Genomic DNA, 12,763 nt, shown 5'->3' on the forward strand with positions numbered 1-12,763 from the left:
TGGGGCCATGGCCTACGAAGCAGCCCACGACAGGTACGACGACTCCACCGGGATGCCCTACCGCCGCACCGGGCGCAGCGGGCTCAGGCTCCCGGCCCTCTCGCTCGGCCTCTGGCAGAACTTCGGCACCGATCGTCCCGAGGAGACCCAGCGGGCGATCCTGCACCGCGCCTTCGACCGCGGCGTCACCCACTTCGACCTCGCCAACAACTACGGCCCGCCCTACGGCCGCGCGGAGGAGAACATGGGTCGCTACCTCGCGGAGGACTTCTCGCCCTACCGCGACGAGCTGGTCATCTCGACGAAGGCCGGCTGGGACATGTGGCCCGGTCCCTATGGCCAGGGCGGCGGCTCCCGCAAGTACGTCCTCGCCTCGCTCGATCAGTCGCTGACCCGGATGGGGCTCGACTACGTCGACATCTTCTACAGCCACCGCTTCGACCCGGAGACTCCCGTCGAGGAGACGATGATGGCGCTCGACACCGCCGTGCGGTCGGGGCGCGCGCTCTACGCCGGCATCTCGTCGTACTCGCCGGCGAAGACCCACGAGGCGGCGACGATCGCACGCGACCTGGGCACACCCCTGCTCATCCACCAGCCGTCCTACTCGATGCTCAACCGCTGGATCGAGGCGCCCCGTGACGGTGGGCAGAGCCTGCTCGACGAGCTCGAGGAGCAGGGGATGGGCTGCATCGTGTTCTCGGCCCTCGCACAGGGGCTGCTGACCGACCGCTACCTCGACGGCGTGCCCGCCGACTCCCGCGCAGCCCGCGAGGACTCGACGATGACCGGGCTCGACGGCGACGTCCTCGACCGGGTGCGCGCGCTCAACGGCATCGCCGAGCAGCGCGGACAGAAGCTCGCCCAGCTCGCCCTGCAGTGGGTGCTGCGCGACCCCCGCGTCACCAGCGCCGTCATCGGGGCGTCCAGCGTCGAGCAGCTCGACACCAACCTCGACGCCCTGTCCGGGCCGCCGCTGACCGATGACGAGCTCGCCGAGATCGACAGGTACGCGACCGACTCCCGCGTCAACCTCTGGGCGAAGCAGACCGAGGAGTGAGCGAGGGCAACCCCACCCGGGTCGTCGTGGTCGGCGCCGACGCCGCAGGGATGTCGGCCGCGCACCAGGCGCTGCGCACCGCGCGCCGCACCGGGCGCGAGCTCGAGGTGACGGTGCTCGACCAGGGCAGCCACACGTCGTACTCCTCGTGCGGGGTCCCCTACTGGATGGCCGGCGACGTGGACAGCGGCGACGACCTCGTCGCGCGGACGGCCGAGGAGCACCGCCAGGCGGGCATCGACCTGCGGCTGGGCACGGAAGTGGTGGCGGCCGACCTCGTCGCACACACGGTCACCACCGGCTCGGGCGAGGTGGTCGGCTTCGACGAGCTGGTCGTGGCCACCGGCTCGCCGGCGATCGTCCCGGACTGGGCGCGCCGACCCGACGGGACGACGTACGACGGCGTCGGCGCGGTCAAGACGCTGGACGACGGCGCGGCGTGGCTCGACCGCTTGGCGGCGGCCGACGCCGATGCGCGCGTGGTCGTGGTCGGCGCGGGCTACGTCGGCGTCGAGGTCGCGGAGGCGGTGCTGCGCCGGGGCCTCCGGGTCACCGTGCTGACCCGCGGGCGGGGCATGTCGATGCTCGAGGACGAGATGTCCGAGCGCGTCAACGCAGCGCTCGCCGATGCCGGCGTCGAGCTGGTGCTGGGCGCGGAGGTGACCGGGCTGGACCTCGACGGCGACCGCGTGACCGGGGTGCACTGGGACGGCGGCAGCCGAGAGGCCGACCTCGTCGTGGTCGCGATCGGCGTACGCCCCGCGACCGACTTCCTGAAGGGCTCCGGGCTGGAGCTGACCGAGGACGGCGCCCTGCGGCCCGACCCGCACGGACGCGTGGCGCAGCACGTGTGGGCCGCCGGCGACTGCTGCGAGGTGCGTCGGCGGATCGACGACCAGTGGGTCTTCCGCCCCCTCGGGACGCACGCCACCAAGCACGGCCGTGCGCTCGGCGACAACCTCGCCGGAGGCACGCTGGCCTTCGACGGCATGGTCGACACCGCGATCACGCGCTTCTCGTTCGGGGAGGTCCACCTCGAGATCGCCCGGACCGGACTGTCGCGCACGGACGCCGCGGCGGCCGGCCACGACCCCGTCGCGCTCGTCACGGAGGGCACGACCGCCAGCGGCTACATGCCGGAGGCCGAGCCGATCGCGCTGTGGGTGATGGCCGACCGGACGACGCGTCGGCTGCTCGGCGTGCAGGTCGTCGGGGGCCACGGCGCAGGCAAGCGGATCGATGCGGCCGCGGCCGTGCTGTGGGCCGGCAGCACCGTGGACGACCTGGCCTGGATGGACCTGGCCTACGCCCCTCCCTTCGCCACCGCGTGGGAGGTCCTGCAGGTGGCTGCGCGCCGGGTGGCCGAGCGGCTCTGACGCAGGCGAAGTCGACTGTCCGGCCCTCCCACTCAGGCGCCGTCGATCACCTTGCGCACCTCGTTGACACAGAGCGCCACGAAGGCCAGGGCGATGATCGCCATCAACACGTTGGAGTGCAGCTTGTTGCGCCACTCCACGGGCGTGCGGTCGGTGTTGAGCAGCCAGAGCAGCGTGACGGCGAGGAACGGCATGAAGAACGCGCCCAGCACGCCGTAGGCGAGGATCAGCCACACCGGCTTGCCGAGGAACATCATCACCATGGGCGGGAAGGTCAGCCACAGGATGTAGAGGCGGTACCACTTGCCGCCCGCGCGGGCATCGGGGTCCGAGCTGTCGCCGCCACGGATGATGGTCATGAAGTCGGCGAACATCAGGCTGACGCCGTTCCAGACGCCGACGAGCGAGGACATCGCCGCGGCCCAGAAGCCCAGCAGGAACAGCTTGCCCGCCCACTCGCCGTAGCGGTCCTGGAGCACCACCGAGAGGTCGAGCAGACCGGCGTCGCCCTCCTCGATGGCGACACTGGTGGAGTAGAGCAGCTCCGCGCCGACGATGAGGGTGGCGAGCACGAAGAGGCCGGTGACGACGTAGGCGACGGTGTTGTCGATGCGCATGACCCGCATGTAGGTGGGCGACGACCAGCCCTTCTCGCGCAACCAGTAGCCGTACGCCGCCAGCGTGATCGTGCCGCCGACGCCACCCGCCAGGGCGAGGGTGTTGACCAAGCCGCCGTCCGGGATCCGCGGGGCCAGGCCCGTGACCAGCTCACCGAGGTTGGGCAGGGTGAGCGCGGCGGCGCCGACCATCGTGACGAACATGATCCCGACGAGAGCGGCGAGGACCTTCTCGAAGACGCTGTAGCGGCCCGTCCAGACCAGCGCCAGGCCGATCAGGCCGGAGAGGATGCCCCACCAGGTGACCGAGAGCCCGCCGAGCAGCCCGTCGAGCGCGAGTCCGGTGCCGGCCATCGCGGCGGCGCCGTAGACGAACCCCCAGAGGACGATGTAGGGCCCGAAGTACCACGTCGTCCAGGCGCCGAGGCTGCGCCAGCCCTCGAAGATGGTGCGTCCGGTGGCCAGCGAGTAGCGCCCGGCACCCTCGACCAGGACGATCTTCATGAGGCAGCCGACGACGACGCACCACAGGAGCGTGTATCCGAACTTCTGGCCGGCGATCAAGGTCGCGACCAGGTCGGCCGCGCCGACTCCGGTCGCAGCCACGACGAGGCCGGGGCCGATGACCTTCCAGCGGGGGACGGATGACAGCTCGGTCGAGGTGGTGGATGCCATGACCATCACCCTAGAACTGGTCCAGACCAGTTGTCCTCCCCGGTGTGGAGGGGCCAGGCATGCCGCTGCCCCCGCCATCCGTGGGGTGGCGGGGTGTGGGGCGGGGTCATGGTCGACGTGGTCGCCGGCTTGGTTCTGGTGGCGGGTCGAGCGGGGTGGTCCCGGAAGGGTCGCGGCGGTAGCGGTGGCCGTGGGGGCTGGTCCACACGAACTCACCCGGCCCGATGACGTCGTAGTGCCAGGCGGTGTGGGTCTTGAGGCGGTGGTGGAACCGGCACAACGCACCGAGGTTGGGAGTCAGGGTGGGACCGGGCTGGGGTCGGCCCTCGGCCTCGGCGTCGTGGTCGTACTCGATGACGTGGTCGACGTCGCAGCCACGGGCGGGGCGGGTGCAGAAGGGGAACACGCAGGTCGTGTCGCGGAGAATGACCTGCTCGCGGATCCGGTCCGGGACCTCGTAGCCGGACGCTTCGAGGTGAGCGTTGAGGTCGATGACGGGCTTGACGGTGACCTTCGTGCGGGACTCGCCGCACCAGGCCCGGACCTGCTCGAGCAGCAGGAGGCGTTGGCCTTCCTCGAGCCGACCGGTCGGACCGAACACCGTCTGTCCGCCCTCCACCGACGTGGCGGTGAAGTGGGCGTGCAGCACCACCTCCCGCGCCACGGGCAGACCGTCCTCGCGGGCGGTCGAGGCGTGGCCTTGCGTGTGGCCTTGGATGTGGAGGTCGAGCGCGGTCTGCGTCCGGGCGAGGTCGCCGAGGGCTTGGGCGCGGCGTACGTCGAGGGACTCCGTCGAGCCGAGGGCCTTGCGCAGCTCGGCCCCGTAGGCGACGGCCCGTCCGACATCGAGGGCCGTCGGCCAGGTCGACCTCCGCCTCGATCCTTACAGTGCCGGCGAAGTGGACGTCCTCGTCGTGCACGGTGACGTGGCGCGGATCCACCGACAGGTAGCCGTCCTCGGGATCAGCGGTGGGGTCGAGCGACTGCAGCTCGTACTGCTTGATGGCCTCCGCGACGAGCCGGTCCAGCTGGGCGGGCCCGATGCGCCCGGCCACGGCCGCGACCTGAGCGTCGACCCACCCGGCCGCCTCAGGAGTCAGGGACGGGGTGGCGTGGATCGTGGCCTCGGCCACCATCCGGGCCCGCCACGGCGCGACCCGACCCGACTGCACCAGGGTCCACAACCGGGGCAGGCGGTGCCGCAGCTCGAGGGCGTGCCCGATCAGCCGCTTCGCCGACACCGAGGACATCCCCAGGACGGTGCCGAGCTCGGCGACGCAGAACTCCGCCACCGCCGGGCAGCCCTCACCGGCGATGGGTTCCTCGTGCTCGCAACCCGGCACGGTGAAGGACGCCACGTGGTGGATCGACTCGGGCGGGTGCAGGTCCGCCCACCTGGCGACGAGGTCGAGCTGGCGGGCGGCAGCGGCGTCCTCGGTCGCGCGGGCCGAGCGGATCGAGGCGAGCAGACCGGCGGGGCTGAGGTCGTCATCGACCTCGATCCCGGACCCCGCCAGCGTCTCGATCATGTGTTCGAGTGTAGAGAAACCCACTGACACTCGACCCCGCCCGTGAGTCCAGGAAACATCAAGATTCCCGCGCTCCGCGCGTGGTTTCGAGGGCTCGCTCCGCTCGCACCTCAACCACCGACAGCGGGCGCTCGCACCTCGACCAGCGAACAGCGGCCAGCCCAGGCGTACGCCTCAGAGCTCGCGCAGCACCCGCGCCGGGGAGCCGACGGCCACGACTCCGGACGGCAGGTCCTTCGTGACGACCGAGCCGGCCCCGACCACCGTGTCGGCGCCGATCGTGACGCCAGGGCAGACGATGACGCCGCCGCCGAGCCACACGTTGTCGCCGATGATCACCGTCGCGACGTCGAGGACCACGAGGCCGAAGTTGGCGAAGGAGCGGGCACCGAACGACGTCTGGTAGCCGGCGAGCATCCGCTCCCGCATGGTCCTGTCGTCGGTCATCGCCAGCCTAGGTGGGACGAAATCGGGTGACGGGGCTCGCCGGGCAGGGGAGACTGCTTCCTTGTGGGACACGTCGACGTCGCAGGAGTGCGCTACGAGCTGCCGGACGGGCGGGTGCTGCTCGACGACGTCAGCTTCCGGGTCGGCGACGGACAGAAGGTCGCGCTCGTCGGTGCCAACGGGGCGGGCAAGACGACGCTCCTGCGCATCGTCACCGGTGACCTCAAGCCCCACGCCGGGGTGGTGACCCGCTCCGGTGGGCTGGGGGTGATGCGACAGTTCGTCGGCCACGGGGGTGCCGACGAGACTGTCGCGGACCTCCTGCTGTCGGTCGCCCCGGAGGGGGTCCGGACGTGGGCGCACGAGGTCGCCGCGCAGGAGGTGCGCCTCATGGACGACGACAGCGAGCCCGTGCAGATGGCGTACGCCGAGGCGCTGTCCCACTACGGCGACGCGGGCGGCTACGACCTGGAGGTCGTCTGGGACAAGGTCACCACCGCCGCCATGGGGCTGCCCTACGACCGGGCCAAGTACCGCGCGCTCACCACCCTCTCGGGCGGTGAGCAGAAGCGGCTGGTGCTGGAGTACCTGCTGCAGGGCCCCGAGCAGGTGCTGCTGCTCGACGAGCCGGACAACTACCTCGACGTGCCCGGCAAGATCTGGCTCGAGCAACGGATCCGCGAGTCGGCCAAGACGATCCTGTTCATCAGCCACGACCGCGAGCTGCTCAACAACACCGCCACCCGCATCGTGACGGTCGAGCTCGGCAGCGCCGGCAACCGCGTGTGGACGCATCCGGGCGACTTCGCGTCCTACCACGAGGCCCGTACGCAGCGGTTCGAACGGTTCGAGGAGCTGCGGCGCCGGTGGGACGAGGAGCACGCCAAGCTGCGCGCCCAGATGCTGATGTACAAGCAGAAGGCGGCCTACAACTCCGACATGGCCAGCCGCTACCAGGCCGCCCAGACCCGGCTGAAGAAGTTCGAGGACGCGGGGCCGCCGACCGAGCAGCCGCGGGAGCAGCAGGTCAAGATGCGCCTCACGGGCGGTCGCACCGGCAAGCGCGCCGTGGTCTGCACCGACCTCGAGCTGACCAACCTCATGCGTCCCTTCGACCTCGAGGTCTGGTACGGCGAACGGGTGGCCGTGCTCGGCTCCAACGGCTCCGGCAAGTCGCACTTCCTGCGGCTCCTCGCCGGGGGCGGCAGCGACCCCGACATCGAGCACCAGCCGGTCGGCGTACCTCCTGCCCCGGTCCCGCACACCGGAAGCGCCAAGCTCGGCGCGCGCGTGCGACCGGGATGGTTCGTGCAGACGCACGAGCACCCCGAGCTGGTCGGCCGCACGCTGCTGGAGGTCCTGCACCGGGGCGACGACCACCGCGACGGGATGGGACGCGAGGCGGCGAGCCGCGTGCTCGACCGCTACGAGCTCGCGCACGCGGGGGAGCAGAGGTTCGAGTCACTCAGTGGCGGGCAGCAGGCGCGCTTCCAGATCCTGCTGCTCGAGCTCTCCGGCGCGACGCTCCTCCTCCTCGACGAGCCCACCGACAACCTCGACGTGCAGTCTGCCGAGGCGCTGGAGGCCGGGCTGGAGGCCTTCGAGGGCACGGTGCTCGCCGTGACCCACGACCGGTGGTTCGCCCGTGGCTTCGACCGGTACCTGGTCTACGGCGCCGACGGTGAGGTGTACGAGTCTCCCGGGCCGGTCTGGGACGAGGGCCGGGTGACCCGCGCGCGATGAGCACCACACGTGACGTGGACATGGATCTCGAGATCCTCGAGCTCGACCCCTATGACGACGCCGCGCTGGACGCGTGGCACCACGTCTACCTGGTGGCCGAGACCTTCGAGCTGGGCGGTGCCGCGACGGCCTGGCAGCTCGAGGAGGTGCGCGCGATCATGCAGACCGGCGGCTCGCAGGCCTGGCTGGGCGGGTGGTGCGCCCTGGTCGACGGTGAGGTCGTCGGCGCCGGCTGGATGCGCGCGCCCCTGCTCGACAACACCGAGCTGGCCGAGATCTCCGTCCACGTGCTGCCGGACCGCCGCCGGCGCGGGATCGGCTCCGCCATCCTCGATCGACTCGAGGCGGTCGCCCGCGAGCGCGGCAGGCGGATCCTCACAGCGCTCACGCCCTGGGCCTACGACGCCGGGTCGAGCGGCGACTGGGGATCCGGCCCCGGCTTCGCCCGGGCGTCGGGCTTCGAGCTCGCCCTCTCGGAGGTGCAGCGCGAGCTGCGGCTCCCCGTCGACGAGGCGCTGCTGCAGCGGCTCGCCGACGACGCGGCGCGAGCCCATCCGGCGTACACGATGCGCTCGTGGGCGGGGCCGGTGCCGGACGAGCTGGTGCACGGCTGGGCCGAGATCACGTCCAGCCTGGCCACCGAGGCGCCGACCGGCGAGCTCGAGCTCGAGCCGGGGGCGGTCAGCGTCGAGGCCGTCCGGGACAGCGAGGCGACGGTCGAGCGGCAGGGCCGCACCAAGTACAACACCGTCGCACTCGACGGTGAGGGCACGGTCGTCGCCTACTCCGACCTGGCGACCACGATCCACGAGCCCGGGCGCGCCTACCAGTGGGGCACGCTCGTCGACCGCGCCCACCGCGGCCACCGGCTGGGGATCGCGGTGAAGGTGGCCAACCTGCGGCTGCTCCAGCGCGAACGCCCCGACATCGTCCGGCTGACGACCTACAACGCCGAGGTCAACGCCCACATGATCGGCGTCAACGAGGCGATGGGCTTCGTGCCGATCGCGCGGCTCGGGGACTTCCAGAAGAAGCTCGTCTAGCTCGCCTTGCGCGCCCGATCTTCCGCCGGGCCGTCCTTCAGGGAACGCAGGAGCCTGAGCATGGCACCCTCGTCCAGGTCGCAACCCTCGGGATCGGGCCTCACCAGTCGCACCGCGTGCATGTCGGGTGAGACGAGGAAGACGTCGGGGCAGACGGGATAGGGCTCCTCGGCCCAGGTCCGGAAGGCCAGCCACGACATCCTGAGCGCGGTCATGACGACGTCCTCGTCGACCGGGACATGCACCCAGAGCTCGAACTTGGTCGGCACGGAGACGAGCACGCCGTGGCTCGGGAAGCCTGTCCTCAGGACCGTGCGCAGCACCTCTGGAAGCACCACCACGCGGGCGGCACCATAGGCGTCGCTGCTGTCGAGGAACTCGACCCACGAGTTTCGCGTGTGCGGGTCGATGCGGCGCCGCGTGTGCCTCGGACGAGGGAGAGCTGCGACATTCGTGAGCGCGGCCTCGTAGGCCTCGTCCCGATCGCCGACGAGGTCGAGGTTGCCGAACTCGTGGCTGACGCCCTCCCCCTGAGCCGCGAGGACGGCGACGACTCCGGGCAGCGGCTCGAGCGCGTCGTAGGTGAGGAGCTCGTGGGCGCGCTCGCTGGGCCACAGCTTCACCCGCAGGTCGGCGGTCGCCGGTGGTCGGTCGGCCCGCACGGCGACGAGGGTGGCGAGCTGGTCGCGTACGGCGCGCGTCCATCGCCTGCGCGGCATTCGGCTCACGGTGCGAGCGAGGTTGTCCAACCCCATCGTCCGTCCGTCGTCGAGGGTGAGGGCGATGCCGTCCACGAGGCTCGATGAGTGGCCGAGGTCGGTCAGGACGCGCTGGGCCTCGGCCACGAGCCACCGGGTGTCGGCACTGGTGAGGCCGGGGAGCCTCGGGTCGTCGGTGTGGGTCATGGAGGGAGCCAAGCAGGATCGACGGCCTTCCCGCTGCCGTCATCCACAGGGCTCCGGGTCCGGTCGCCCTAGGGTTGGCGGATGGACGAGACGACGGACCTGACCGCCCACGACCTCACCCACCTCCGCCGCTGTGTCGAGCTCGCGCGCGAGGCCCTGGCCGACGGCGACGAGCCCTTCGGGTCGGTGCTGGTCGATCCCGACGGTGTCGTGCTCCACGAGGACCGCAACCGCACTGCGGGCGGGGACCAGACAAGGCACCCAGAGCTCGAGTTGGCCCGCTGGGCGGCGGCGCACGTGGCGCCAGAGGTGCGGCCCGAGTGCACCGTCTACACCTCGGGGGAGCACTGTCCGATGTGCTCGGCCGGGCACGCGTGGGTGGGGCTCGGTCGCATCGTGTACGCCGCCTCGACCGCCCAGCTCGTCGAGTGGCGGCGGGGCTGGGGCATGGCACTCGGACCGGTCGTGCCGTTGCCCATCAACGCCGTCGCGCCTGGGGTGCCGGTGGGGGGACCGGCTCCGGAGCTGGCCAACGCGCTGCGTGAGCTTCACCGGCAGTGCGCCGAGCGCGATGCCGTGACGTGACCCGCCCCGACCGGTCTCGGCGGATCAGCCGCTCGTGGCGTCGCTGTCGAGGGTGACCTCGGCCTCCTGCGACTCCCCGCCGCGCTGCCAGGTGACCGTCACCTCGTCGCCGGGCCGGTAGGACCGGATGGTCGCGACGAGGGAGTCCCCACCGGTGATGCGGTGGCCGTCGACCTCGGTGATCACGTCCCCGGGCTCGATGCCCGCCTCGGCGGCGGTCGAGCCCTCCGTCACCTGGACGATCCTCGCGCCGGCCTCGTCGTCGGAGACGCGGATCCCGAGGCGGGCGTGGGTCGGGGTCTCGCCCGCGGCCATCTGGTCCACGATCGGCATGACCTCGTCGATGGGGATGGCGAAGCCGAGGCCGATCGACCCCGACGGGCCCGACTGGCCGAACGGTGACTCGGAGGCTGCGGTGCGGATCGAGGAGTTGATGCCGACGACCGCCCCGGTCATGTCGACCAGTGGGCCACCGGAGTTGCCGGGGTTGATCGCAGCGTCGGTCTGGATCGCGGGGTACGTCGTGGAGTTGCCCTCGTCGTCGGAGCCCACGTTGACGGGTCGGTCGAGCGCGCTGACGATGCCGCTGGTGACGGTGGCGTCCAGGCCGTACGGCGAGCCGATCGCGACGACGCCCTCCCCGACCCCCAGGTTGGCCGACTTGCCGATCGTGGCGGGCGTGAGGTCGGAGCCCCCGGAGGCCTTGATGACCGCGGTGTCGGTGAGCGGGTCGGTGCCCAGGATCTCGGCGTCCGCGGTCGAGCCGTCGTCGAAGGAGACTGTCAGCGTGCCACCGTTCTCGGCCATCTCGACGACGTGGTTGTTGGTCAAGATGGTGCCGTCGGCGGTCAGGATGATCCCGGAGCCCGACGCCGAGCCTCCCTGCCCGGCGACGTCGATCTTCACCACGCTCGGGAGCACCTTCTGCGCCACGGACTCCACGGAGCCCTCGGCGGCGGGCGCCTGGGTCTCGTCGGACACCGTCGCGGTGCTGGGGCTGCCGGCGCGCGCCGAGCTCACGGGCTCGTCGTGGGTGGCGTCCCACACGGCGGCGCCCCCGAGCCCGGCGCCGCCACCGACCAGCAGGGACGTGGCCACGACGGCCGCGGCCAGGCCCGTACGACGGCGACGGGGGCCGGCGTCCGGTCCCGGACCCTGCCCTGGCGCAGGCTGTCGGGGGCCGTACGCCCCGCCGTACGTGCCGCCGCCCAGCGGGCCGCTGTGACCGTGGTCGTCGGGGTGGCGCGAGGGGTCGTCCGGGAAGCCGGTGGGGGTCGTGGAGCTCATGCCTCCACAGTGCCCACGGCATCTGTGGTCATGCTGAGAACCGGCTGGGAAGGTCCCGAGACCTTCTCGGGAGAGCGAGAACGCCCCCGGCCGGGGTTCGGGCCCGGCTGGCCCGGCTGCGCCGTGCTGCGCCGCTCACACCGCCGAGGGGCACGCGGCTTCGCCGCGTGCCCCTTGCGGCGTTCAGGCCCAGCGCTCGGAGGCCGCCGTGAACGTCAGCTCGCGGTCGCCGGTGTAGATCTGCTTGGGACGGGCGATCTTCTGGTCCTTGTCCTGCACCAGCTCGGACCACTGCGCGAGCCAGCCGGGGGTGCGACCGATGGCGAACAGCACGGTGAACATCTCCGGCGGGAACTGGAAGGCCTCGTAGATGAGGCCGGAGTAGAAGTCGACGTTGGGGTAGAGCTTGCGCTTGACGAAGTACTCGTCCTCGAGCGCGATCTTCTCCAGCTCCTTGGCGATCTCGAGGAGCGGGTTGACCCCGGTGACCTCGAAGACGTCGTCGCAGGCCTTCTTGATGATCGTGGCGCGCGGGTCGAAGTTCTTGTAGACCCGGTGGCCGAAGCCCATCAGGCGCTCGTTGCCGTCCTTCACGCCCTCGATGAAGGCGGGGATGTTGTCCTTGCTGCCGATGCGCTTGAGCATCCGCAGCACCGCCTCGTTGGCGCCGCCGTGCAGCGGGCCGTAGAGGGCGCCGACGCCGGCCGCGACGGCCGAGTAGGGGTCGACCTGTGAGGAGCCGACGGAGCGCACGGCGTTGGTGGAGCAGTTCTGCTCGTGGTCGGCGTGCAGGATGAAGAGCACGTCGAGGGCCTTGACCAGGCGCTCGTCGGCCTCGAACTTCTGCTCGCTCATCTTGAAGAGCATGGAGAGGAAGTTGGCGGTGTAGCCGAGGTCGTTGTCGGGATAGACGAACGGCTTGCCCTGGGCGTGGCGGAACGACCACGCGCCGAGGGTCGGCATCTTCGCGATCATCCGCACGATCTGCATGTGGCGGTTGTCGGCGTCGCTGATGTTGCGGGCGTCGGGGTAGAACGTCGACAGCGCGCCGACGGAGGCCATCAGCATGCCCATCGGGTGGGCGTCGTAGCGGAACCCGTGCATGAATCCCTTGACGTTCTCGTGCACGAACGTGTGGTAGGTGATCTCGTGCACCCAGGTGTCGTACTGCTCCTTCGTGGGCAGCGAGCCGTGGATGAGGAGGTAGGCCACCTCGAGGAAGTTGGACTTCTCGGCCAGCTGCTCGATCGGGTAGCCCCGGTATTCGAGGATGCCCTTGTCGCCGTCGATGAACGTGACCGCCGATCGGCACGAGGCGGTGTTGACGAAGCCGGGGTCGTAGGTGGCCAGACCGGGATCGTCGTCGGTGAGGCGGATCTGTCCCAGGTCCTTGGCCGCGATCGTGTTGTCGGTGATCGCGATGTCGTACTCCTCGCCGGTCCGGTTGTCACGGACGGTGAGGGAATCCTTGGCCGCTACGTCGGTCACGTCGGCTC

At 71.1% G+C, this 12,763-nt stretch carries 12 protein-coding genes; 6 read left to right on the plus strand and 6 right to left on the minus strand.

What is annotated here, in order from left to right; genetic code table 11:
• The first annotated feature begins 7 nt into the window (after positions 1–7).
• Together mgrA and J3P44_RS20645 are read left to right on the plus strand one after the other, a co-directional pair.
• Entirely contained in the window at positions 8–1,060 is a 1,053-nt protein-coding gene (mgrA, locus tag J3P44_RS20640) for an L-glyceraldehyde 3-phosphate reductase (RefSeq protein WP_255892349.1), read from the plus strand.
• Complete coding sequence (locus tag J3P44_RS20645; RefSeq protein WP_255892350.1) at positions 1,057–2,436, plus strand: FAD-dependent oxidoreductase; 1,380 nt, start codon at positions 1,057–1,059, stop codon at positions 2,434–2,436. Before mgrA ends, J3P44_RS20645 begins: the two co-directional genes overlap by 4 nt.
• A 32-nt stretch (positions 2,437–2,468) precedes the next feature.
• Here the strand turns inward: J3P44_RS20645 and J3P44_RS20650 are convergent, their stop codons facing one another.
• On the minus strand, positions 2,469–3,728 hold the full coding sequence (locus J3P44_RS20650; RefSeq protein WP_255892351.1) for an Nramp family divalent metal transporter: 1,260 nt from the start codon (positions 3,726–3,728) through the stop codon (positions 2,469–2,471).
• A gap of 106 nt (positions 3,729–3,834) precedes the next feature.
• On the minus strand, positions 3,835–4,392 hold the full coding sequence (locus tag J3P44_RS20655; RefSeq protein WP_255892352.1) for an HNH endonuclease signature motif containing protein: 558 nt from the start codon (positions 4,390–4,392) through the stop codon (positions 3,835–3,837).
• Positions 4,393–4,627: 235 nt separating this feature from the next.
• Between J3P44_RS20655 and J3P44_RS20660 the strand changes: the two genes are divergently transcribed.
• Entirely contained in the window at positions 4,628–5,284 is a 657-nt protein-coding gene (locus tag J3P44_RS20660) for a hypothetical protein (RefSeq protein WP_255892353.1), read from the plus strand.
• 147 nt (positions 5,285–5,431) lie between these two features.
• Here the strand turns inward: J3P44_RS20660 and J3P44_RS20665 are convergent, their stop codons facing one another.
• The gene (locus tag J3P44_RS20665) at positions 5,432–5,704 is read right to left on the minus strand and encodes a DapH/DapD/GlmU-related protein (RefSeq protein WP_305122728.1); all 273 of its coding nucleotides are present in this window, start codon (positions 5,702–5,704) and stop codon (positions 5,432–5,434) included.
• Between the two features lie 63 nt (positions 5,705–5,767).
• Here J3P44_RS20665 and J3P44_RS20670 point away from each other — a divergent pair, with 63 nt between their 5' ends.
• Both J3P44_RS20670 and J3P44_RS20675 read left to right on the plus strand, forming a co-directional pair.
• Entirely contained in the window at positions 5,768–7,447 is a 1,680-nt protein-coding gene (locus J3P44_RS20670; RefSeq protein WP_255892354.1) for an ABC-F family ATP-binding cassette domain-containing protein, read from the plus strand.
• Positions 7,444–8,490: a GNAT family N-acetyltransferase gene (locus tag J3P44_RS20675; RefSeq protein ID WP_255892355.1), complete on the plus strand. Its 1,047-nt coding sequence runs from the start codon at positions 7,444–7,446 to the stop codon at positions 8,488–8,490. The genes J3P44_RS20670 and J3P44_RS20675 overlap by 4 nt, the downstream gene beginning before the upstream one ends.
• Here the strand turns inward: J3P44_RS20675 and J3P44_RS20680 are convergent.
• A complete protein-coding gene (locus J3P44_RS20680) occupies positions 8,487–9,395 on the minus strand; it encodes a hypothetical protein (RefSeq protein ID WP_255892356.1) in 909 nt (302 codons plus the stop codon). The genes J3P44_RS20675 and J3P44_RS20680 overlap by 4 nt on opposite strands.
• Before the next feature lie 81 nt (positions 9,396–9,476).
• Here J3P44_RS20680 and J3P44_RS20685 point away from each other — a divergent pair, with 81 nt between their 5' ends.
• A complete protein-coding gene (locus J3P44_RS20685; protein ID WP_255892357.1) occupies positions 9,477–9,980 on the plus strand; it encodes a nucleoside deaminase in 504 nt (167 codons plus the stop codon).
• Between the two features lie 24 nt (positions 9,981–10,004).
• Here J3P44_RS20685 and J3P44_RS20690 read toward each other — a convergent pair whose 3' ends face one another.
• Together J3P44_RS20690 and J3P44_RS20695 are read right to left on the minus strand one after the other, a co-directional pair.
• A complete protein-coding gene (locus J3P44_RS20690; RefSeq protein WP_255892358.1) occupies positions 10,005–11,267 on the minus strand; it encodes a S1C family serine protease in 1,263 nt (420 codons plus the stop codon).
• Between the two features lie 183 nt (positions 11,268–11,450).
• The gene (locus J3P44_RS20695) at positions 11,451–12,755 is read right to left on the minus strand and encodes a citrate synthase (protein ID WP_255892359.1); all 1,305 of its coding nucleotides are present in this window, start codon (positions 12,753–12,755) and stop codon (positions 11,451–11,453) included.
• Between the last annotated feature and the right edge of the window lie 8 nt (positions 12,756–12,763).

The organism is Nocardioides astragali (assembly GCF_024436375.1).
Lineage (GTDB): Bacteria > Actinomycetota > Actinomycetes > Propionibacteriales > Nocardioidaceae > Nocardioides > Nocardioides astragali.